22 protein-coding genes are annotated in these 20938 nt (G+C 44.6%); 6 read left to right on the top strand and 16 right to left on the bottom strand.

What is annotated here, in order from left to right; translation table 11 throughout:
* The first annotated feature begins 20 nt into the window (after positions 1 to 20).
* Positions 21 to 683 (top strand): transcriptional regulator, encoded by a 663-nt coding sequence (locus KIV41_RS08580; RefSeq protein WP_010449497.1) that lies wholly within the window; start codon positions 21 to 23, stop codon positions 681 to 683.
* On the opposite strand, the gene KIV41_RS08575 is transcribed toward KIV41_RS08580, so the two are convergent.
* Positions 680 to 928, bottom strand: coding sequence for a YkgJ family cysteine cluster protein (locus tag KIV41_RS08575; RefSeq protein ID WP_010449496.1), 249 nt, complete (start codon positions 926 to 928; stop codon positions 680 to 682). The genes KIV41_RS08580 and KIV41_RS08575 overlap by 4 nt on opposite strands.
* Before the next feature lie 232 nt (positions 929 to 1160).
* Here KIV41_RS08575 and KIV41_RS08570 point away from each other — a divergent pair, with 232 nt between their 5' ends.
* A complete protein-coding gene (locus KIV41_RS08570) occupies positions 1161 to 1601 on the top strand; it encodes a YcgN family cysteine cluster protein (RefSeq protein ID WP_010449494.1) in 441 nt (146 codons plus the stop codon).
* A 66-nt stretch (positions 1602 to 1667) separates the two neighbouring features.
* Here KIV41_RS08570 and KIV41_RS08565 read toward each other — a convergent pair whose 3' ends face one another.
* Positions 1668 to 1919, bottom strand: a complete 252-nt coding sequence (locus tag KIV41_RS08565) for a GlsB/YeaQ/YmgE family stress response membrane protein (protein ID WP_285336085.1) — start codon at positions 1917 to 1919, stop codon at positions 1668 to 1670.
* A 238-nt stretch (positions 1920 to 2157) separates the two neighbouring features.
* On the opposite strand from KIV41_RS08565, the gene KIV41_RS08560 reads away from it, so the two are divergent.
* On the top strand, positions 2158 to 3840 hold the full coding sequence (locus KIV41_RS08560) for a mechanosensitive ion channel family protein (RefSeq protein ID WP_045393526.1): 1683 nt from the start codon (positions 2158 to 2160) through the stop codon (positions 3838 to 3840).
* A gap of 83 nt (positions 3841 to 3923) precedes the next feature.
* Here the strand turns inward: KIV41_RS08560 and KIV41_RS08555 are convergent, their stop codons facing one another.
* From KIV41_RS08555 to KIV41_RS08520, 8 genes are all read right to left on the bottom strand, one after another.
* Entirely contained in the window at positions 3924 to 4208 is a 285-nt protein-coding gene (locus KIV41_RS08555; RefSeq protein ID WP_285336084.1) for a putative quinol monooxygenase, read from the bottom strand.
* 40 nt (positions 4209 to 4248) lie between these two features.
* Complete coding sequence (locus KIV41_RS08550) at positions 4249 to 4644, bottom strand: VOC family protein (protein ID WP_010449489.1); 396 nt, start codon at positions 4642 to 4644, stop codon at positions 4249 to 4251.
* Positions 4645 to 4726: 82 nt separating this feature from the next.
* Positions 4727 to 5023, bottom strand: coding sequence for a ribbon-helix-helix domain-containing protein (locus tag KIV41_RS08545; RefSeq protein ID WP_045393533.1), 297 nt, complete (start codon positions 5021 to 5023; stop codon positions 4727 to 4729).
* A gap of 134 nt (positions 5024 to 5157) precedes the next feature.
* On the bottom strand, positions 5158 to 6735 hold the full coding sequence (locus KIV41_RS08540; RefSeq protein WP_252040937.1) for an alkaline phosphatase: 1578 nt from the start codon (positions 6733 to 6735) through the stop codon (positions 5158 to 5160).
* 619 nt (positions 6736 to 7354) lie between these two features.
* Positions 7355 to 7714 (bottom strand): hypothetical protein, encoded by a 360-nt coding sequence (locus tag KIV41_RS08535; RefSeq protein WP_045393540.1) that lies wholly within the window; start codon positions 7712 to 7714, stop codon positions 7355 to 7357.
* Between the two features lie 195 nt (positions 7715 to 7909).
* The gene (locus tag KIV41_RS08530; RefSeq protein WP_285336083.1) at positions 7910 to 8857 is read right to left on the bottom strand and encodes a ChaN family lipoprotein; all 948 of its coding nucleotides are present in this window, start codon (positions 8855 to 8857) and stop codon (positions 7910 to 7912) included.
* Positions 8858 to 8941: 84 nt separating this feature from the next.
* Positions 8942 to 9784 (bottom strand): 23S rRNA (guanine(745)-N(1))-methyltransferase, encoded by an 843-nt coding sequence (gene rlmA / locus KIV41_RS08525; protein ID WP_045393546.1) that lies wholly within the window; start codon positions 9782 to 9784, stop codon positions 8942 to 8944.
* A 113-nt stretch (positions 9785 to 9897) separates the two neighbouring features.
* Entirely contained in the window at positions 9898 to 11934 is a 2037-nt protein-coding gene (locus tag KIV41_RS08520; protein WP_252040936.1) for a methyl-accepting chemotaxis protein, read from the bottom strand.
* 330 nt (positions 11935 to 12264) lie between these two features.
* Between KIV41_RS08520 and KIV41_RS08515 the strand changes: the two genes are divergently transcribed.
* The gene (locus KIV41_RS08515) at positions 12265 to 13233 is read left to right on the top strand and encodes a nucleoside hydrolase (protein ID WP_285336082.1); all 969 of its coding nucleotides are present in this window, start codon (positions 12265 to 12267) and stop codon (positions 13231 to 13233) included.
* A 10-nt stretch (positions 13234 to 13243) separates the two neighbouring features.
* On the opposite strand, the gene KIV41_RS08510 is transcribed toward KIV41_RS08515, so the two are convergent.
* From KIV41_RS08510 to gap, 3 genes are all read right to left on the bottom strand, one after another.
* Positions 13244 to 13591, bottom strand: coding sequence for a hypothetical protein (locus tag KIV41_RS08510; RefSeq protein WP_045393555.1), 348 nt, complete (start codon positions 13589 to 13591; stop codon positions 13244 to 13246).
* A gap of 85 nt (positions 13592 to 13676) precedes the next feature.
* Positions 13677 to 14561 carry a D-hexose-6-phosphate mutarotase gene (locus KIV41_RS08505; RefSeq protein WP_010449474.1) on the bottom strand — a complete coding sequence of 295 codons (885 nt, stop codon included), beginning with the start codon at positions 14559 to 14561 and terminating at the stop codon, positions 13677 to 13679.
* A 157-nt stretch (positions 14562 to 14718) separates the two neighbouring features.
* Positions 14719 to 15714: a type I glyceraldehyde-3-phosphate dehydrogenase gene (gene gap, locus KIV41_RS08500; protein WP_010449472.1), complete on the bottom strand. Its 996-nt coding sequence runs from the start codon at positions 15712 to 15714 to the stop codon at positions 14719 to 14721.
* A gap of 328 nt (positions 15715 to 16042) precedes the next feature.
* Between gap and msrB the strand changes: the two genes are divergently transcribed.
* Positions 16043 to 16462 (top strand): peptide-methionine (R)-S-oxide reductase MsrB, encoded by a 420-nt coding sequence (gene msrB, locus KIV41_RS08495; protein WP_082038817.1) that lies wholly within the window; start codon positions 16043 to 16045, stop codon positions 16460 to 16462.
* Positions 16463 to 16603: 141 nt separating this feature from the next.
* Here the strand turns inward: msrB and KIV41_RS08490 are convergent, their stop codons facing one another.
* Positions 16604 to 17428 carry a DUF2989 domain-containing protein gene (locus KIV41_RS08490; RefSeq protein WP_045393565.1) on the bottom strand — a complete coding sequence of 275 codons (825 nt, stop codon included), beginning with the start codon at positions 17426 to 17428 and terminating at the stop codon, positions 16604 to 16606.
* A gap of 101 nt (positions 17429 to 17529) precedes the next feature.
* Here KIV41_RS08490 and KIV41_RS08485 point away from each other — a divergent pair, with 101 nt between their 5' ends.
* Positions 17530 to 17814, top strand: a complete 285-nt coding sequence (locus KIV41_RS08485) for a YeaC family protein (RefSeq protein WP_038884303.1) — start codon at positions 17530 to 17532, stop codon at positions 17812 to 17814.
* A gap of 54 nt (positions 17815 to 17868) precedes the next feature.
* Here KIV41_RS08485 and ansA read toward each other — a convergent pair whose 3' ends face one another.
* Both ansA and sppA read right to left on the bottom strand, forming a co-directional pair.
* The gene (gene ansA, locus KIV41_RS08480; protein ID WP_010449463.1) at positions 17869 to 18885 is read right to left on the bottom strand and encodes an asparaginase; all 1017 of its coding nucleotides are present in this window, start codon (positions 18883 to 18885) and stop codon (positions 17869 to 17871) included.
* Between the two features lie 114 nt (positions 18886 to 18999).
* Complete coding sequence (gene sppA, locus KIV41_RS08475; RefSeq protein ID WP_045387317.1) at positions 19000 to 20850, bottom strand: signal peptide peptidase SppA; 1851 nt, start codon at positions 20848 to 20850, stop codon at positions 19000 to 19002.
* Between the last annotated feature and the right edge of the window lie 88 nt (positions 20851 to 20938).

Below are 20938 nucleotides of genomic sequence, written 5' to 3'. Positions count from 1 at the left end.
TTTTGCTAAGGGAAGTAACATTGCAACTTAAGAAACTCACCAAAAGTGACTTAGATATTTTGAATTCAATGAAGAACGTCGTAGATGGTATTGCTCGCATGTACGGTGAGCATACCGAAGTCGTCCTTCACAGTCTTGATGCGGAAGCACCGGAAATCATCAAAATTGCCAATGGCCATGTTACTGAACGTGGAGAAGGTGCACCGATTACCAACTTAGCAAGAATGAAACTACTTGAAGGCAACGACGTTTCGGATTCGTACGTAACCAAAACGGCGAGTGGCAAGACTCTGCATTCAATCACCACTATTGTCCGCAACCCAAAAAACAAGCCAATTGGTTTGCTGTGCATTAACGTGGATATGGACGTACCGATGCAGGATTTCTTAAGGTCGATTATGCCGGTTCAGCAAAATGATTGTTGTTCGGGGAATGCTCGTTCGCCGGAAACGTTCGCACGTAATATCGATGAAACCATCATCAGCACCATTGAGACAGTGCAGTCGGAAGTGTGGGCTAACGAGGCGATTTCACCTTCAAAACGTAACCGAGAGCTGGTGACGCGTTTACAGGGCTTAGGCATTTTCAAGTACAAAGATGCGGTATTGATGGTGGCAAATCATCTCGGTATTTCACGCGATACGATTTACCTTTACCTTCGAGAGCTGGGCAGCAACGATTAAGTCAGTAGCTCGAGCTCTGTAATATTATTGATCGCTTCTTGATTGGTTTTGCCACACACGACCGGGCAAGGTTTAAAGTCGTGGCAAACTTTTGGGCGTTCAGGTTTTCCGAAAAGCTTACATAGGTTGTCATCATTCAATTGAATACAGCGCTCTCCAGCTGGTTTGCCCTTTGGCATGCCAGGAATCGGAGAAGAGATACTTGGTGCGATACAACACGCCCCGCAGCCCAATCGACATTCCATTTATAAGCCCTCGTAAAAAATAAGGGGGCATTATGGACATTTCTCGCCAGATTGGAAGCATTCCAACTAAATTCCCTTCATCTAATTGAACTGTCCTTTATGTTAATGATTAAAATCAGCTGGTTACCTGTTTGCCTTATCTTTGAGTAGTTAGCAAAACTTGAACTTTTGCCGCTAGAGGAGTATAAAACGCACCCTATTCATTCCCATTCAAAACATAAGTAGTAAGCGTATGAGCACTCCATTTTGGCAAAGTAAATCGTTAGAGCACATGACAGAAGAAGAATGGGAATCTCTCTGTGATGGTTGTGGTAAGTGCTGCTTGCACAAGCTAATGGATGAAGATACTGACGAAATCTACTATACCAACGTTGCGTGTAGTTGGTTGAACAGTAAAACCTGTTCTTGTAAAGACTATCCGAACCGTTTCACATCAGGTGAAGAGTGTACCAAGCTCACGCGTGAAGACATTGATGATTTCACATGGTTACCTCATACCTGTGCATACCGTCTGCTCGCAGAGAAGCAATCGTTGCCAGAATGGCACCCTTTGATTACGGGTTCTAAGTCAGCTATGCATGCGGCTGGTGAGAGTGTACGCAACAAAGTCGTTTACGAGATTGATGTGGTGGACTGGGAAGACCATATTTTGAACCACCCTAATCGTTCGTAACCAAATTTAACCAAGCCTCTCAAGTATATGGGAGGCTTGTTCGCTATGGGCAAGAGAAAAAGGAGCTTAGTTTCTCAAGAAACGGTTATAGACAAACAGCAGGACGAAAGCCCCCAGTGTCGCTGTGATGATACTGCCGATATTGATCCCATTTGCGCCACCAAGTCCGACAAAGCTTCCTAAAAAACCGCCCACGAATGCACCAGCGATACCGAGTAGCATGGTTGCAATCCATCCACCACCATCCTTACCGGGCATTAGCCATTTTGCTAACGCGCCTGCAATCAAGCCAAGAATAATCCACGATAGAACACCCATAATTCTCCCTTACATAAGTTGAAGTTACACGGATACGACTAAATCATAGTTCATTCTATTTAAGTGGGATGGGGAATATTTTGAAGCCGTGCTATGAACTTTGACATATGAGTAACGAAATGCTGTTCGACATTTAAAGCCGTGTTGTAAACTTAAGAACTATAATTTCAGGTGTTTGAGTCTCTTTGAGTCAAAATTGGACTCTAAGAACGGAATCACGTTTTCGAATGAGGTAATAATGGCGTTTCTATCTCCCCTTAAGGTGCGTTTCGCTTCCTTGTTATTTATATTGACAATAGTCATGGCTTCTCTGAGCACTTTTATTGCGCAGGCAACAGAGAGTGAAGCAGAAGTCCCAAAGGTTTCTGCTGCGGAGCAAGCGATTGATCGCATCAACACAGACATTATCGATTTGTCTGAAACCCTGAAACAAGCGAGTGGTGATGAGCGCGATGCACTACAACTGCAGCTTTTCCAGAAAAACGAAGAATTAAGAAGCCGATTAGCAACTGCCATCGACCATGAATCGATTCCTCATAGCAAACTGCTTGAGTTAGTGAGAACGCAAGAGAAGTACTCTGTAGGTGCGACTGCTTATTTAGATGAGAAAATCAAAACACTTTTGGTGGAAATCAATAAGGCTAAGGATGAAGACAAACTCTCTTTGATCAATAGCTATCGAGAGTTGCAGCAATATCTTGATGCAAGCTATGACTCGAGCTGGCAAAACCTGACTTGGTTGAAAAAGCTCAATATCCAAGATCAAGATGCAGAATTGGAGCTTAAAGAAGGAGTCGATAAGCGAATGCGCATACTTTCGGCTTCGATTGAATACTTGAATCAACAAAGTGGTGTCATTGCCTCTCAGTTGTCTTCAAGCCCTGAATCAGAGAAGGCATCGCTACAACTAAGCCAATTAATACTTAAGCAGAGACTTGGTATTGCAACGGACAGCTTGCGAAAACTGATTTCCATTGGTGATAAAGTTGGTTTAGAAACCTCTGAATATAAGCGTCAGATTTTCGAAGTGACGGGGAGCATTACCCACGATCTACTCAACACCAAAGTGGTGCTCTCCATCGTGAGCCACTGGTCAAACTCAGCGGTAGATTGGCTAGCTGATAATGCGCCTCAACATATCTTCCAGCTGTTCGTATTTGCGTTAATTCTCATTATTGCCCGTGCCTTAGCCAAGCTAACTCGCAAAGTGGTGAGTAAAACCGTTGCTTCGAAAAACTTAAAACTCTCTCACCTAATGCAAGACTTCTTTATCTCAATGTCAGGTAAAGCCGTTTGGGTGATTGGTATCATGGTCGGCTTATCTCAAATAGGTCTCAACCTAGCGCCAATTTTGACGGGTTTTGGTATCGCGGGTGTGATTATCGGTTTTGCGCTGCAAGATACGTTGTCGAACTTTGCGGCGGGTATGATGTTACTTATTTACCGTCCGTTTGATGTTGGCGATTTTGTTTATGCTGGTGGGGTAGATGGAAAGGTAAGCCATATGAGCTTAGTGAACACCACAATTCGTACCTTCGACAACCAAATCATTATCGTACCAAATAGCAAAATTTGGGGAGATGTGATCAAAAACGTCACCCATGAGCGCATTCGTCGTGTTGATATGATTTTTGGTATCGGCTATGCCGATGATCTGCTCAAAGCAGAAGAAGTGCTAAATGATATTGTTACGTCGCACCCTTCGGTACTTCGTTCACCTGAACCCAATATCAAGGTACACACCTTAAATACATCTTCAGTTGATTTCATTGTTCGTCCTTGGGTGAAAACCGATGATTACTGGGATGTATATTGGGATGTAACCAAGGAAGTGAAACTGCGCTTCGATCGTGAAGGCATTTCGATTCCATTCCCGCAACAAGACGTACACTTACACATGGTGGAAAAGAAAGAGTCGTAGACACCTCCTCTTTAACAGATAACAACAAAGGCGCTCAATGAGCGCCTTTTTATTGGCGTTTTTCTTGGTATTGCTGTCGAGATTTAGATCTGGTCGAAGAAAGTCACTTTAGGCTCGCTAACCAGTAAGTCTTCAATCTCCTTCAATAGGGCTTGAAAGTGCGCCGTGTTGCAATGTGAGTCAAACGCGGTTTGGTCTGCAAACTGCTCTTGAAACAAGAACTGGCTTGGGTCGTTTTTATCTTGGAACAGTTGGTAACGCAGGCAACCCGGCTCATTACGAGTAGGTTCTAGCATGCCTTTTAGCGCTTGCTTGAGTTGCGAAATAGAGTCTGTTTTAGCATGAAATGCAGCCGTTAAATGAATCATTGTCGTGTTCACTTCTTTGTCGTTATGAAAGATTTCGTTTTTATAGGTAACGACCTTGACGTTGCAAGAACTCAATCTTGTAGCCGTCTGGATCGGTAATAAAGAAGAATGTCGCTAGGTGCTTTTGTTGGTGATCAAACGCTTTAATGTCGCTCGCCTCTATGTCTAAGTTCTTTAGGCGTTGATGGGCGGCCTCGATATCTTCGACACTGACAGCGAGGTGGCCGTAACCAGTACCATGAGTATACGGCTCGCTCTGATCATGGTTGTGGGTAAGTTCGAGTTCGAAGCCCGTTTCTGGGTTGGCCAAATAGGTAAGAGAAAACCCGTCGAAGATATATTGGTCTTTGATTTCTAGCTCAAGTGCATTGCTGTAAAACTTAAGAGAACGCTCGAGATCGCTTACGCGGATCATGGTATGAATCATTTTTGTCATGAGTACTCCTTATTAGTGCGCCCAGACTAGTCATTTTTCGGGAACAATAGGTAGTACTCAAGTACGACAATCAAATAGGGACTTAGTTAAGTTCGCTGAGCGCGCTTTCAATCGTTGCTTGAGGTTGGCGTGCGTAAGTAAGGCAAGCACAACGTAGCAGGGAAGCGAAATTGTTGACCTCACCATTGTGCTTTAACGCTTCTTGGTAAACAGTACTGATGAACTTAGGCACCGTCATCTCTTGCGCGGAAGCAATCTCTTCAAGAATCAACCAAAAGCTCGATTCTAGTTTTACGCTGGTGGCATGGCCATCAATGCGGATAGAGCGGGTGATAAACTGATAATTTTCTTGGGGTTGTTTAGCAAATATTTCGCACATGTGATGTTGTTCGTTTTACAAATGAACCGAAGATATTGGAGCTTGAGAAGCGAAGCGTCAACCGTTTTGAATACAAAAAACGCCCTCAAAGGAGGGCGTGGAAGTGCACCAATGTAGTCAGTGCGGAGCATGGATTATTTGATTTGCTGGATAAGGTATTCACCAAGTTGTGAGTGATGCATTATCTTCGATACTGGCAGAATGGTACCCGCTGGTCCCCAAGCGAACACATTGACTGGTGTATGCGTGTGTGTGCCTGTTCCCCAAACGGTATTTTGTTTAGTGGCTTGTTCACGAGCTAGCAAGTTACCCCTGTCGTTGTATGGGAAAAATGCATCAAAGTCGTTAATGGCTGGGACAGTTTCTTCTTTCAAGTACTTATGGCTAGCTAAGCGGTACGGGTTAGGTTGACTTGCTAGTACGCGTTCTGCTTGCTCTGGAGTAATAGAGAAATCGCTGCTGGCGTTCACAATGTCAGCCAGCTTTTCAGGGGTTTGCTGCGCTTTATCAAGTTTTTGGAACTCGCTGATCATGCCGTAGTAGCTTTGCTTTTGATTGTAGAGGCCATCGAGAATATCAAACTGACCAAAGTTGAAGTTTGGTGCGTAATCACGCTTCGCGAAGGCTTCGCCACTACGCTTTTCAGGCTTAGGAAGATTGGCTGAAGAGTAGCTAAAACCAAAAGAACCGGTTTCATGGTCAGCGGTGACGATCACTAGCGTATCCTCACGGTTTTTTGCCCATTCATAAACGGAATTTACAGCTTCATCGAACTTGATCAACTCATGCAGCATGGTGCCAGCATCGTTGCTGTGACCTGCCCAGTCAATTTGTCCGCCTTCTACCATCAAGAAGAAGCCGTCTTTGTCTTTTGAAAGTACATCTAACGCCTTCTCGGTCATCTCTTTGAGAGAAGGTTGGCTTCGTTTTGGATCATTTTTACTCTGGCTGTAGGCAATGCCATCATTCATTCCTGAGTAAGCAAATAGGCCGAGTACTTTGTCGCCTTTGGCTTTCTCAAGCATGTTGCGGTTGAATGCTAAGCTGTAACCCTGCTGCTGCGCTTCGGTGAGTAAGTTACGTTCATCTTTGCGCTTCGATTTTAGGTAAACATCACCTTGAGTGAGCTTCTCAAGTTGCTTGTAGGTATCGCCTTTGTCGTTGGTTGATTTTGGAATCCAGTGACGAAGGCCACCAGAAAGCATCACATCAACGCCAGTTTCTAGCATGTCGACCGCAATGTTGTTCTCAAGTGAGCGATGAGGCTGGTGCGAGGCAAAAGCCGCGGGAGTGGCGTGCGTCATTCGGGTATCCGATACTAAGCCCGTTGCCTTACCTTTTGATTTTGCTTTTTCCAAAATAGTTTCGACATGGTTGCCTTGGCTATCGATACCAATCACTTCAGAAGCGGTGGGGATACCCGTCGCAAGCATGGTCGCAGAACAGGCTGAATCTACAACAATGGCGTCTTCAGGGTTTGTCAAAGAGGAGCCGATAACACCTTCTTGGGCGAGTTTATAGAGCGCGGTGGTTTCACCTTGGTAAATTGAGTTTGGTGCGTGGTTCGCGTAGGTTTCTAGCAGACCAACTTGTTGAGGGCCCATGCCGTCACCAATCATCAAGATAACGTTTTTGATTTCTGCCGATAGGGCATTGAAAGAGAGCGTCGAAGCCGCCATTGCGGTTACGATTGGGGTCACTAAGTGCTTCATTGTATATTCCTTATTTATAAAAGCGCTGGCATTACAACAAGGATTGATGAAGGAAATACTACAGTAATAAAAGATTCATATGAAAGTCATTGCGATGTTCTAGGGTGACAATAAAAAAAGCTCACCGAAGTGAGCTTTGAATTACGTTTAGGAGTTGAAAGTCATGAGCTAAAGTTACACCGCGTAAGCAGTACTTTGGGCCACGATGAGCAAACTCGATTGAGGAAGGCATGGAAGCCTTTTCTGAACCAAGTTTGGCCAGTTTTGCTCTTACCATGTTGTCTGAATAGAGTGGCAACTCCTCTTGCCCTTCTAAAGACAAATGATGAACAGCAAACAGAACTCGCCTTACGCAGCAGCATAATCGAGATAATTCAGTGAAATTTGGGATTCGTCGGGCGCGAACTTATCGACCGTACTTAATAGGAAAATGGAAAAATTGAGTTGAAGAAGGGCAAGATTGAAAAGCCTTTTTCATAGTCCATCGTCCAATAATGAATCGTTGACCATTATGGACTTGGACAAAAAACGCGTTCAAATGAGGTTACTTGTCGTAACGAAAGAAACTCTTGTTTAATCTTTTGATTTTTGGGTGGATTTTAAGCATTATCCAAAAAAGCTAAACAAGCGCTAAGATGATTCCACCAACGGTGAGTGCTGCTGAAAGGTATTGACCCGCAGAGTAAGAGTCATCCTCTTCTTCTTTAATCTTATCCGGATGATCCATGCCTAACGCACCATGGGCGAATGACTCAACTTTGTCTCCCACGGTTTTGTTTTCAGCTTTGACTTCGTGGCCATTTTGGTCGATGTCTTGCAGCGCGGCTAACAAGGCTTTGCCTTCATCAGACAAGGTCACCTTATTTTTCTCTATTTGCAATGGTTTAGGCGCATCATCACTACCAGCAACTTTGTTAGCTTGTATCTTAGCTGGCTGACTGGAATATGCATTGACCGAGTTGCTTCCTACTGGATTCATCTGTTACCCCTTCGAACAACAGCACTCCTTCTATGAGTGCAGGTAAAAAGCAGTTATTTCTATATCGGCGGCAATGGATAATTCTTGAATCAATCAAACAAAAAATAGGTCTGCTTTTGCCGCCTCTGGTTTATACCCAGAAATTAAAGCAAAAAGCAGACCTATTTTTCTTTATCGATTGTAAGGTATTTCGGATTACTTACATTGAAGGTCGTTGTTTCGTTTCGTGAGGTGTTTGTACGCCGCCATACGATTCGCGTCTTGTACGTAGCGTACTGGTGGATCAAGGACCTCAAGTTGGTAATCAGAACCATCAGACGTAATGTCCGCAGTAGGCGTAATAACTGCGACGTTTAAATTTGGGTTGCGATTCAAGATAGATGTTGCTGTGCCTAAACCACCTTCGGTGTGGAATTTACCCGCAACATGAACCACTTGAGCCCCTGGGTGTTTTTCTAAGTATTTTACGATGGACTCCGCCATGGTCTCGTCCCATGTAACCTGAGCTGCGTATTGCTTCTCGGTCTGTTCTGGCTTGCCATGGTGCATGGATGCCATGAACTTTTCTTTGTATGGGCTGTTTGCGGTGTTGACTTCATTTGCAACAAAACTGCGCTCGTCAGAATCGAGCTTATCTAGGTAGTCGATACCTTGGCGTCCAATACAACGCACAATGTCTTTTGGCGCATTTGATGCGATCACAGGAATCTCCGCTTGCTTAGCAAGCTCCACCAATGGGCGGTAGTCACTTTCGTAATTTGGCCAAGCATTACTTTGCTTCATGAAGTACTGCTCGCCGATTTCGCCGTTTAGGTACGAATCCAAGATTACTTGCTTGTCGCGTGTGACCTGTTCCATTGAAAGAGCAAGGGGGCGGTTAGCAGAAGATAACTGCTTTAGCATGTCGGTCTGAAATCGGTGGACACCTGCATGTGTATGCCATTCACCAATTAAAATTACGTCAGCTTGCTGTAGTTCAGAGGGCAGTTGATTGACGGAGATAACTTCACCGGATGGATCATGAAGTTGGTAGTCATAGAAACTGGATACGTTATTTTCAGTAACGTTAGGAGTTGTTGGTGTGTTAGATACACAGCCAGTGAGCAAGCCTGCAAAAATCAGACTCAATGTAGTAAAGCGCATTAAAAAGCCTCCAAAAATGTCCGAGTGATATTAATGGAGGCTGGCAGATGAATCAATGCTAATGAGAATAATTTACATTACAATCTATTGTTCTTTGCTTGATTGAGCTGCTTTCTTTCGATAAACGCGCAGCATAAAGTCAGCCTCACATTGGAAAAGTGTAGATGACTTTAATTCTTCGCGAAGTTCATCGCTGGCTTTCCATGCAAATGGGGTCATTTGTAGTAGGTCAAATGCTACGCCGTCTTTTAAGTCCATGGTGTAGTTGAGCTTTTGCTGATGCTCTAATTCAAACCCGTCAATGCTCTCAGGCTCTTCATTATGTAGGCGCACTTCTTGATAGATACGTTCACGGAATTGATACAGGTGACGACCCGCAGGAGTGACAGTAATGACGACGCCATTATCCTTGATGACGCGCTGCAGTTCTTCTGCCTTACATGGCGCGTAGATACGTAAAACCGCATCGAGAGATTGCTCGGAAAATGGTAGACGGTGGCTAGATGCCACGCTGAAATCACAGTTCGGGTAGCGCTTAGATGCGTAACGAATCGCTACTTTAGAGATGTCCAAACCGTATACATTGGCCGCTTCATTTTGAGCGTGCAGAGATTGCTGAACTTGGTCAGTGTAGTAGCCTTCACCACAGCCAATATCCAAAAGCTGGTGGTCAGTGCCCTCAGCGTATTTTGCACATAGGCGAGCCACTTCTTGTCGCATTGGATCGTAATGGTTACCTTCTAAAAAACGACGACGAGCCTGCATCATCTCTTTGTTATCACCTGGATCTTTTGAGCGTTTATGGTGAGCAGGCATCAGATTCACGTAGCCTTCTTTGGCTAGATCGAATTGATGATTGTTATCACATTTAAACGTCTTTGCTGTGAGCGTAAGAGCTTGATGACATAGAGGGCATTGATAGTTCATGACGATCTCTGGACAAATAGTAGGGCGGCAGATTCTATCAAAAAGGGATGCGGCAAGCGAAAGAAAAAGAGCCGAATATATCGGCTCTTTTGAACGGTTTTGCTAACGAGTGCTTAGTGGAAGAAATCCACTTGTTGCTTCAAGTTCTGAGCTTGCTGCTGTAGTTCAGTAGCGCTTTGTGACGTTTTAGCGCTGGTGTCACGGCTTTCGCGGTTGAGTTCACTGATAGAGTGAGCGTTAGCAGCGATTTCTTGTGAAACTTGAGCTTGCTCTTCTGACGTTGCGGCAATGGCATCGGCTTGAGAGGCGATGGATTGAACTTGTCCTGCTATAGCTTCAAGTGCCGTACCAGCTTCTTGCGCCTTATCGAGTACTTTATTCGCATTTTGCTGGCTTTCGTTCATCATGGAGACCGCATTACTGGTTGAGCCTTTTAGCTTTTCAATGATCTCGACAACGTCTTTAACGGAAGTCTGTGTTCGGTGGGCTAGGGTACGAACTTCATCAGCAACTACGGCAAAACCACGACCTTGTTCGCCAGCCCGCGCGGCTTCAATTGCGGCATTGAGTGCGAGGAGGTTGGTTTGCTCTGCAATCTCATCAATCATCTTAGTGACGGTTTGAATGCTTTCACTGTCATTGTTTACTTGTTCGATGGCTGCTGCCGATTGATCAAGTTGGTCATTCAATTGTGCGACATCGATGCAGACACCTTCGACAACTTCCAAGCCAGATTGGCTGTCGGTGTTCGCAGAGCGAACGTTTACGGCAATCTGTTCCACTTGCTGTGCAACAGATTGAGCTGAGGATGCCATTTCTTCAATGGCCGTAACAACTTGTTCTACTTGCTCTTGCTGTAAGTCTGATTGCATAAGATTGCGGTTGGCATCATCAACAACGCTGGTCGAGTTGCTTTCAACTTGGTCGCTGGTCGAACGAATCTGACCAACTAACTCGTTCAGTTGTCCCGCCATATTAGCAACGCCGTTGTTCAAGTTAATGATTTCGTTTTTCGATGCTTTACCTGACGCAGGAATATCAATACTCACTTCACCTTTTGCCAAACGGTTCATGTAGCCATTCAAAACGGTGAGTGGATTTAGCGTTCGGTTGAGTACAAGCGTAAGCACCACAAAAGTGGCCGCTGCCACAATGAGAGAAATTGTCGCAATCAGTTGAAGTAAAGCTTGGCTGCCTTTGGTGACTTCATTGATGAAAGTGCCACCTAAGAGTTTCCAGTTCCAACCTGGTACTTGAGTGTAAACTAGGTACTTTTCACCCACGGTGCCTTGATATTCAAATGGGTATCGAATTAAGCCACTGTCCTGTTCGAAAAGTTGGTAGAAAGGCTTATTGCCGTTGTAGTCAGACACTTCTTGAATCGGTGGATCGCTCTCTTCGTGTTTTGGGTGAAGAAGGTAATGACCTTGGTTGTCTTTTTCGTTATCCAGAATGATGGTGTAACCAGTGTCGCCCCATTTTACGCTTTGTAGCGAGCTGAATAGATCTTGGGTCGCGCGCTCAACAGGTAAGCCAATGAAAGAGATACCGTTGACCTTACCATTCGCGTCTTTTAAAGGTGCGTAGTAGGTGATGTAGCGCTCACCATAAAGTTTGATTTGCGCATAGTAAGGCTGGCCGTTTTTAAGCTTTTGGTAACCGGGGTGGTTAAGCCCTAATGTAGTGCCAAGCGCTCTCTTACCTTGAGGATCTTTTAGTGAAGTAGCGACGCGAATGAAGTCGTTGCCCATTGGAGCAAACAGGGTCGCAACAGCACCAGTGTCACGAGTGAAGCTATCAACTAACTTAGTGTCACCAATCAAGCTTTCGCTGTATTGGGTGATGTTTGGTACTTGGTGACCTTGAAAGTCGACGTTGTAACTCTCGACATAGACGCCCGCTAAATAACCATTACGGAATGTTGATTCTAAAACTTCTGCCGTGTGCAGATAAGCATTGAACTGGCCTGCAATGGTTTTTGCCATCGATTCCACTTTAGATTGATGTTCTTTCAGCGTGTTTTCTAAAAGTACGTTTGAAGCGTTTTGATAAACAAGCGCAGCAATGCTTGAAAATGCAATAAGCAGACACAGTGTGATGACCAGTTTGAGCTGGAAACCAACACTTTGATTCCGATATTTGTCTAGCATGTAGTGTCTTTCCTGATTATTGATAGATGTTATAAATGTTGTATCGGCATGCTAGCGATTTATATGACGAGTTTTTTTGATATTTATTAAGTTAATTGTCAAAAAATAAGAGCAACCAATAGCTTAGATAGGAAATGACCGCTTGATTGCTCAGTTTATTTCAGAAAGAACGGATGAATCGCCACTCTGGATAGCGATCTTTTTGTATTCATTCAATTCGTCGGTTAGCATGGTGAGAAAAAGAAAGCTCATACCTTCGGCTTTGGTCACGTTTATCCTTGTTTTTTATAGGTATTGTTGGGGCTTTCCAAGCGTTTAATAGAAGCTGTTATGACAAAGAAAATCATCCTAGACACAGATCCTGGCATCGATGATGCGATGGCCATTCTTTTTGCTGAAGCCCATCCTGATATCGACCTTATGGCCATTACAACCGTTTATGGTAATGCAACGATAGACAACGCGACACAAAACGCCCTTTACCTAAAACAGAAGTTTGGTATGAAAGCATTGGTTGCGAAAGGTGCGGATAAGCCTTTAGTAAAAGCGCCGGTTGGAGCAACAGTTGTCGTACACGGGGAAGCTGGCTTTGGTGATGTGAAGGCGCCGAGCGCACTGGATGTAAGTGCCATTGATACGCCTGCCTATCAGTTCATCATCGACAGCGTTAGAGCAGAACCGGGAGAAATCACCTTGGTGGCCGTGGGCCCTTTAACTAACCTTGCGCTCGCTTTGGAAGCAGACCCAGAAATCGTTAACTTGGTTAAGGAAGTGGTTGTAATGGGCGGCGCTTTTGGTGAGAACGATCATCGAGGCAATGTTACGCCATTTGCGGAAGCAAACATTCATGACGACCCTCATGCCGCAGATAAGGTATTCACGGCTTCGTGGCCGGTCGTCATCATCGGCTTGGATGTTACGGAAGAGAGCTTCTTTACGGGGCAATACCTAGACCAACTGCGAGAGGATGCGGGAGAAGTGGGGCAGTTCATTTGGGATGTGAGCCGCTACTATTTGAAGTTTTACTCCGAGAAGGTTGGATTGGATGGTTGCCATGTCCATGACCCTTCTGCGATTGCGTATGTCATTGATCCTGAGCTGTTTACTTTGCGCAGTGGTGCCGTCCGAGTAGTGACTGATGGACCTGCCGAAGGGATGACGATTCAGAAAACCGACCAACGCAAATACATGCACGATGAGTGGAGCGCTTTCTCTGCGCAAAACGTTGGCGTCGGTGTGAAAAGCGATACACTGCTTTCGCTTTATCGAGAGTCTATTATTCATTATTCCGAACGATAATGGAGAGAGGTTATCTGTAATAGTCGATAACTTGCACGGATAGCCTCTCGTTGCCTGACTCTACGGGAAGAGTAAAAGCATTCGACGCTGGGTATTGATTTTGATTGTCGTAGGTAAGCCCCTCAATCTTCTTGAACGGTTTGCCTTCTCCGTAGAACATCTCAATGCTTACTGCCGTTTTCTCGTCCGCGGAGACTTGGAAGCGGCAAATTCCGGTTGGGCAATAGACTTGAAATTGTGTCGGTGACAACTGCTTGTATTCGAAGACGTTTTTCTCTGCGTGTAACAAGACCTCAGAGCTAGCACAGCCAAACAATAAGCTTGTAAGAAGTGATATTGAATAAATGTGGTATTTCATGGTTGCTCCATCGTCTCAATTCGCTTTGATTGGTCTTAGTATGGAACTGTAAAAAAGGCCGGGTGAACCGGCCTTTAAAATTGGATTACTGCGCAGAAATCACAGTGATAAGCTCATGTGTCTCGCCAGGTTGAAGCGTTTTGCCTTGCTCGATACTTGGAGCGTGAACCGTCGACTCAACACACATCATGGTTTGGTAACCGTTGTCAGCCATATCACCCATGCCTTGCGCGCCCTCTGCCCAAGGGTTCCACAATACTGCCGAGTTATGACCTTGGTTCTCTACGCTCAATGTGCGGCCTAATACTGGATCTTTCACCAAAATTTGCGCTTCTGGTTGAGTGTAAACACGGTCAATAGTATCGGTTAGCTGAAGAACTTCGCCACCTTTGCAGATTTCACCTGCTTTTAGGCTATCGATGTATTCAGGACCCATACCTGTTGTTTGTGCTTGGTTGATGTCACCGACATTTAGGTAAGTGTGCAGCGCGCCAGAGAATGTCCACTCTTCATCATCGATGTTCATGACTTTCAATGTCACTTTTAGCTCGTCGCTGATTTCAACAACTAGGCGAGCATCGAACATGTGTGGCCAGATATCGTGAATTTCTTCAGTTGGGAACAGAGCCAGTTCAACGATCACGCCATTGTCGTTCTCACGGTGTTCAACTAATTCCCATTCTGCAGTGCGTGCAAATCCATGTGCTGGCGCAGCAACGCGGCCAAACCAAGGCCAACAAACTGGAATGCCACCACGCAGTGCCGCTTTACCATCAAAGATTGCTTTTTCGCTCATCCAGATCAGATCTTCTTGGCCTGCTGGTGTAAACGATACGACATGACCGCCGTGTAGTGCGATGCCTGCAGTAGCCTTCTCATGAATAACGCGGACGACTTTAACCTGATCGATTTCTACGATTGTCACGTTGTCAGATAGAACCGTTAGGGCAGGGAGAGTATTTAAATCCATGTGCTGTTTCCTATAGCTGGGGGAGAGACTTCGCGACACACTTCATACATCAAATGTAAAACAGAGTCTGTCTTCTCTCAAATTCCAGATACAAAAAAGGCGACTCTAGAGCCGCCTTTTCTTTAACGAAGTTATTCGCTAATTGCTAACTGTCTAATTACTTAGAGATGTGAGCGATTAGGTCTAGAACTTTGTTTGAGTAACCGATTTCGTTGTCGTACCAAGATACAACTTTAACGAAGTTTTCAGTTAGAGCGATACCAGCTTTAGCATCGAATACTGAAGTTTGAACTTCGCCGATGAAGTCTTGAGAAACAACTTGGTCTTCAGTGTAGCCTAGAACGCCTTTTAGTTCGCCTTCAGAAGCTTCTTTCATTGCTGCACAGATAGCTTCGTAAGATGCGCCTTTCTCTAGGTTAACTGTTAGGTCAACTACAGAAACGTTAGCTGTTGGTACGCGGAAAGCCATACCAGTTAGTTTGCCGTTTAGTTCTGGAAGAACAACGCCTACAGCTTTAGCAGCACCAGTTGAAGATGGGATGATGTTCTGAGAAGCACCACGACCACCGCGCCAGTCTTTAGCAGAAGGACCGTCAACAGTTTTTTGAGTTGCTGTAGTAGCGTGAACTGTAGTCATAAGACCAGATACGATACCGAACTTGTCGTTAAGAACTTTAGCGATAGGCGCTAGACAGTTAGTAGTACAAGAAGCGTTAGAAACGATGTCTTGACCAGCGTAAGTGTCTTGGTTAACACCCATAACGATCATTGGAGTCGCGTCTTTAGAAGGACCAGTTAGAACAACTTTCTTAGCACCAGCAGTGATGTGCTTACGTGCAGTCTCGTCAGTTAGGAAAAGACCAGTTGCTTCAGCTACTACGTCAACGTCGATAGCATCCCATTTTAGATCTTCAGGGTTGCGCTCAGCAGTTACACGTACAGTTTTACCGTTAACGATTAGGTTACCGCCTTCAACTTCAACAGTACCGTTGAAACGGCCGTGAGTTGAGTCGTACTTAAGCATGTATGCCATGTAATCTACGTCGATAAGGTCGTTAATACCTACAACTTCGATGTCGTTGCGCTCTTGCGCTGCACGGAATACGAAACGACCGATACGGCCAAAACCGTTAATACCTACTTTGATAGTCATTATAGTTGCTCCACAACTTAATTTCTGATTAAAGATAACTGGTAGTAAAATTACAGAATCCAGTAAACATCTGCAACAGATAATCGGACTTAACTTGTTTAAAGTCAAAAAAAAGCGACGCTTTTTTTAACAATTCTTCGCAAATGCTCGTTTTTTAAACTTTTATCTAGTTATTCTACATTCCAGTTGGCGTAATATAACTTTTGAGATAAGTACTCGTATCAAATTAATTACACATGGTGTCCTGGTGAGAAAGTATGTGCTACAACTGTTACGAGAAGCAAGTTTTTTGCTCAAAAAGTCATTGCCAAAAATAAGAAAGAAGGAAATGAATGCTGTGAAGAAAGATGGAATAAAAGTAACGAAGTCCGATGAGTACTGGCGTGAGCAGTTATCTGTTGAGGAATATCATGTCTGTCGTGAGCAAGGTACTGAACCTCCATTTAGCGGCAAGCTGCTCCATAACAAAGATACCGGAGTGTATGCATGTACCTGCTGTAATGCGCCTCTTTTTGTGTCCGACAACAAGTATGATTCTGGCTGTGGTTGGCCGAGCTTTGATGCACCAATAAATAATGATGCGATTCGTTATTTGAAGGACTTAAGTCACGGAATGGTTCGAACTGAGATACGTTGTGCGGCATGTGATAGCCACCTAGGTCACGTTTTTGAGGATGGTCCGGTGTCTACCGGTGAACGCTACTGCGTCAACTCGGTGTCGTTAATTTTCAACAAATCAGAACAATAGTCGCACTATATAATGTAAGAATGTTTCATCCTTTCATTTTTCATTCATAACAAGTGAGTGGCTGCTTACCCAAATGCAAGAACACCCTAAGAAGGGTGTTCTGTTCAATTAATTATTACCTTATTCAGCTTGGTGAAGCAGTTATTCAAGGTTAGTAGGAATGAGGCTTGGGTGATAATGGCCTTTATCAATCGCTTTAGCGACCTTACCTGCTATATCGTCAAGCTCGTCATATTTACTTGCATCGGAAAAGTGAAACATGACTTTTAGGTTTTTTTCAGAGGCGACTTGCACATCAAATCGCTTCGCTACCATCGTCCAAATGTAAGCACGCTCTTTTCTGTTCAAACCTTGATGGATACTTGCCATAGACTTGAGGATCTCAGGGTTCACTTTTCCGTCTTGAGTCAGAGACAATGCCTTATCGAGGATAGTGATAGTCTTTTCTTGATCGCGAGTCGTGTAAAAAGTGGCTAAAGCGAACTGCAATTCAGCAGTATCTAATGCGGCTGTTCCTTCCATTTGCAAGAATTTTCGCCTCGCGCTGTTGTCACCAGTTTGAGACCAAAGAAAGTATAGCGTTGATGGATCTGATGTGGATTGTAAATCATTAACAATGCGCTCTAGCTCATCGATGCTATTAACTAAAGCATTGAAGCGTTGCCTTTTAAGTGCACTTTGGTCGATAGGGGTGATCTGAGAAGCGAGTTCTAGGCATTTACGGTACTCAGCAACCAGTTTATATTCTTGAACTTTATTTGCTTCTGTTGGGGCTTTCATTACTTCAAAGCGGTGCCATACCAAATTGGTACGCGGAATACGGCACTGCCCATCACTCATGTTGAGCTGTTCGCAACGAAGTTCAGGATTCTTTTCACACAGCTCTTCGGTTGTTAAGTTTCCTTCAAAGCAGCCAGTGAGTAATAGAGAAAAGGTGGTTGCAACTAGCCAATTTGTACGTTTCATCATTTTGCTTGTGATCCGTTACACCAATTTATTTGTGTTGTCTTGACTCTGTTTAGTATCCGGTTATTTTCTGTGATGAAAATGTAATAAAAAGGTACATGATGAACGCAGAACAATTACTAAACGCGATAACCCCAGAAGTCTATGATCGCTTGGTTTATGCGGTCGAAACGGGTAGATGGCCTGAGGGTACACCACTTTCTCAAGAGCAGCGAGACTCATGTATGCAAGCTGTGATGTTGTTTCAATCTAAGCACAATACGGAAGCACAGCACATGACGGTTGCTGCAGGTGGGGAAATAAGTTTTAAGTCGAAACAAGAACTTAAGAAGCAGTTTTGTCAAGAAGAGGCAGATATAGTTAGAGTGAACCCAAACTTAGACTAAAATTTACGCCCAAAAAGCCCAACGCATAAGTTGGGCTTAGCATTTGAAATGAGTTTACAGGCTCATTTCTCCTCTTAATACTTCCTGCATCTTGTCTTTGATTTGTTCGTAAGACAGATCTTGGCTTAACAAGTAGTGCAGTTTTGCTAGCGCAGCTTCTGGCGTCATATCAAAGCCGCTGATAACACCTGACTCCGCAAGAGCACAGCCTGTTGCATAGCCACCCATGTTGACTTTACCCGCCAGACATTGAGTGAGGTTCACGACGATGACTCCGCGCTCAGATGCTTCTTTCAGATGGCCAAGTAATTCTGGATTTTGTGGTGCATTGCCCACCCCAAACGTCAGCAAGATCATCGCGTTTACAGGCTGAAGTAGCGTGTTGCGAATTACTTCGTGCGAAATACCTGGGTACATAGTGATCACGCCAATAGGCTGTGGTGTGATGTTATGTACTTTGAATTCACCTTCTGGCTTTGCCCCCACAGTAATGTTGTTGCTGATTTGGATATTGATACCCGCTTCCAGCAATGGAGGTAGATTAGGTGAAGTAAAGGCATTAAAGCCATCTGCGTGAGACTTGGTACTACGGTTGCCGCGCATCAACTGGTTATTGAAGAATAATGTGACTTCGTTGATTGGGTAATTTGCCGCAATGTGTAGCGCGTTTAGCAGGTTCGCTTGACCATCCGAACGTAACTCCGCCAACGGGATTTGTGAGCCTGTCACGATAACGGGTTTGCCCAAGTTTTCTAACATGAAAGACAGAGCAGATGCCGTATACGCCATAGTATCGGTACCGTGAAGGATCACGAAACCATCGTACTTTTCATAGTTGTCACGGATGTCATCGGCGATCTGCTGCCAGTCTGCCGGAGTCATATCAGAAGAGTCGATCAGAGGCTCGTACTCATGGATCGTATAATCTGGCATCTCTGGACGGTGAAACTCTGGCATGCTAGCAAGTTGTTTTTCCATAAAACCTGCTACTGGTACGTAACCATGGTCATCGGATTTCTGCATACCGATGGTACCGCCAGTGTAAGCGATGTAGATGTGTTTTCTAGTCATCGTTATATTTAACTTTCATGTAGGGGAACAGTGGCGGGGATTATAGCGGAATGAAACCTAATAAAAAGGGGCATCTCGCACAGAGCTGCCCCTTTTAGACTATGATTCAGAGTGCTATTGCACTTGGCAAGTTAAACAGAATGCGTATTGGCCTTTAGGATCGTTGAAGCTTTGTAGCATACTTGCGTCTTGTTCGAACTGTTGAGCAATAGGTTGAAGGCTCTTCGGTAAAAAGCTTGTAGCGTCGATACCTAGAGACACTTTCACTTGGTTCATGAACTCTTGGATAAACTGCTCGGTAGGTGATAGAGGTTCTTCCACCCAGTAGATGCCGTAGTCAGTGATGTCAGCAAGCTGCGCTGCCAACTTAACGGCATCATCGAAATCACCCATTTGGTCCACAAGACCGAATGACATCGCATCTTGCCCAGTCCACACTCTACCTTGCGCCACCTTATCTACTTCTTCTAGTGACATATCACGATTAGTACCAACTAAAGAAATGAAACGCTTATAGCCATGCTCGATACCAAGCTGGAATGCGTCAGATGCGCCTTTAGAAAGACCAGTGGTAAAACCTTCACCAGAGAATGGGGATGTACCAACACCATCAGTGCTGATGCCAATTTTGTTGAAGCCTTTCTCGAATGTCGTAATGACACTGAAGATACCAATTGAACCTGTTAGCGTTGTTGGTTGAGCTACAATTTTATCGGCGCTCATAGAGATCCAGTAACCGCCTGAAGCCGCGAGGCTAGACATGGACACAACCACAGGTTTGCCAACTTCTTTCAGCGCTTCGATTTCGTTGCGAATAACTTCTGAAGCAAATGCGCTCCCCCCTGGGCTATCTACACGAAGTACCACAGCTTTTACTTTGTCATCGTTACGCGCTTGGCGAAGCAAGCTTGCAACGGTGTCACCACCAATAGTGCCACGAGGTTGCTGACCATCCATAATTGTGCCGCTAGCGACAACGACAGCAACATCACTTTCTGGCATTGACAGGTCAGGACGCATAGTTACAAGATAATCGTAGTAGCTCACTGCGTTATAGCTGTCTTTACCGTCACTGCCAAATTGTTCGGCGAACAACTTACGAATATCTTGACGGGTGGCGAGTTCATCAACCAAGCCTAACTTTTTCGCCAATTGGGCAATATCACCATCCACGGATTTCATTTGAGCTAGCAACTCGTCCATCGTCGGATTCAGAACTTTCACGTCGATATTGCGGTTAGTGGCAACATCGTCCACAAAAGCGCTCCAAAGCTGCGTGATCCAACGTGTTGCTGATTCTTTTGCTGCATCTGACATATCATCGCGAATGAATGGCTCGATGGCAGACTTATAGGTACCTACGCGGAACACGTGTGTTGAAACGTCTAGCTTCTCAAGCAATGTTTTGTAGTACATCGAGTAAGAACTGTAACCCTTAATCAGTACACCGCCATCAGGAGCGAGATAAACTTTGTCTGCGTAACTTGCTAGGTAGTATTGGCTTTGGTTGTAAAAGTCACCAACGGCATAAATAGGTTTACCTGACGCTTTGAATTCATTGAGTGCTTTTGCGATGTAACGAAGCTTCGTCAAGTTTGTTTCTGGCATATCGCGGAGTGCGAGTACTAAGCCGGAAATCTTCGGGTCGTCTTTCGCGTAACGAATGGTATCGACGATGTCGAATAACACGTTCTCTTTCGGGATTTCGTTACCAAGAACTGAGCCAGCTATCGAATCCATCGGGTTTACATAGCGACGTTGTTCTACGATAGGGCCAGACAGGTTCATCACCAGCGCGGATTCTTTTTCAACGGTAGGTTGACCTTCGCCCGTGTAGGTAAAGGCAAAGTAGAAAACGGCAATCATCACTAGGAAGATCAAGTTTGCCAGTGCAAGTCTGACAAAGGTGATGGCTTTCCATATCCCCTTAAATATCAGACCAATAAATTTGAAGAGTTTTTTCATCTTGTCTCCATAACGAGATAGTCATTCCCTAATCTTACAAAGTATGGGTTCTTATCTCTAAGATCTCAAAAGATAACAATTTTTTTAG

This window comes from Vibrio sp. D401a, assembly GCF_030248515.1.
In the GTDB taxonomy this organism is placed as follows: domain Bacteria; phylum Pseudomonadota; class Gammaproteobacteria; order Enterobacterales; family Vibrionaceae; genus Vibrio; species Vibrio rotiferianus.
This window is presented reverse-complemented; position numbering and strand designations above follow the sequence as displayed.

Bases quoted from the DNA above. Each gene is read 5' to 3' on its own strand.
- KIV41_RS08575 (WP_010449496.1), bottom strand. From the start codon at position 928: ATGGAATGTCGATTGGGCTGCGGGGCGTGTTGTATCGCACCAAGTATC.
- KIV41_RS08570 (WP_010449494.1), top strand. From the start codon at position 1,161: ATGAGCACTCCATTTTGGCAAAGTAAATCGTTAGAGCACATGACAGAA.
- KIV41_RS08565 (WP_285336085.1), bottom strand. From the start codon at position 1,919: ATGGGTGTTCTATCGTGGATTATTCTTGGCTTGATTGCAGGCGCGTTA.
- KIV41_RS08560 (WP_045393526.1), top strand. From the start codon at position 2,158: ATGGCGTTTCTATCTCCCCTTAAGGTGCGTTTCGCTTCCTTGTTATTT.
- KIV41_RS08555 (WP_285336084.1), bottom strand. From the start codon at position 4,208: ATGATTCATTTAACGGCTGCATTTCATGCTAAAACAGACTCTATTTCG.
- KIV41_RS08550 (WP_010449489.1), bottom strand. From the start codon at position 4,644: ATGACAAAAATGATTCATACCATGATCCGCGTAAGCGATCTCGAGCGT.
- KIV41_RS08545 (WP_045393533.1), bottom strand. From the start codon at position 5,023: ATGTGCGAAATATTTGCTAAACAACCCCAAGAAAATTATCAGTTTATC.
- KIV41_RS08540 (WP_252040937.1), bottom strand. From the start codon at position 6,735: ATGAAGCACTTAGTGACCCCAATCGTAACCGCAATGGCGGCTTCGACG.
- KIV41_RS08535 (WP_045393540.1), bottom strand. From the start codon at position 7,714: ATGAATCCAGTAGGAAGCAACTCGGTCAATGCATATTCCAGTCAGCCA.
- KIV41_RS08530 (WP_285336083.1), bottom strand. From the start codon at position 8,857: ATGCGCTTTACTACATTGAGTCTGATTTTTGCAGGCTTGCTCACTGGC.
- rlmA (WP_045393546.1), bottom strand. From the start codon at position 9,784: ATGAACTATCAATGCCCTCTATGTCATCAAGCTCTTACGCTCACAGCA.
- KIV41_RS08520 (WP_252040936.1), bottom strand. From the start codon at position 11,934: ATGCTAGACAAATATCGGAATCAAAGTGTTGGTTTCCAGCTCAAACTG.
- KIV41_RS08515 (WP_285336082.1), top strand. From the start codon at position 12,265: ATGACAAAGAAAATCATCCTAGACACAGATCCTGGCATCGATGATGCG.
- KIV41_RS08510 (WP_045393555.1), bottom strand. From the start codon at position 13,591: ATGAAATACCACATTTATTCAATATCACTTCTTACAAGCTTATTGTTT.
- KIV41_RS08505 (WP_010449474.1), bottom strand. From the start codon at position 14,561: ATGGATTTAAATACTCTCCCTGCCCTAACGGTTCTATCTGACAACGTG.
- gap (WP_010449472.1), bottom strand. From the start codon at position 15,714: ATGACTATCAAAGTAGGTATTAACGGTTTTGGCCGTATCGGTCGTTTC.
- msrB (WP_082038817.1), top strand. From the start codon at position 16,043: ATGAATGCTGTGAAGAAAGATGGAATAAAAGTAACGAAGTCCGATGAG.
- KIV41_RS08490 (WP_045393565.1), bottom strand. From the start codon at position 17,428: ATGAAACGTACAAATTGGCTAGTTGCAACCACCTTTTCTCTATTACTC.
- KIV41_RS08485 (WP_038884303.1), top strand. From the start codon at position 17,530: ATGAACGCAGAACAATTACTAAACGCGATAACCCCAGAAGTCTATGAT.
- ansA (WP_010449463.1), bottom strand. From the start codon at position 18,885: ATGACTAGAAAACACATCTACATCGCTTACACTGGCGGTACCATCGGT.
- sppA (WP_045387317.1), bottom strand. From the start codon at position 20,850: ATGAAAAAACTCTTCAAATTTATTGGTCTGATATTTAAGGGGATATGG.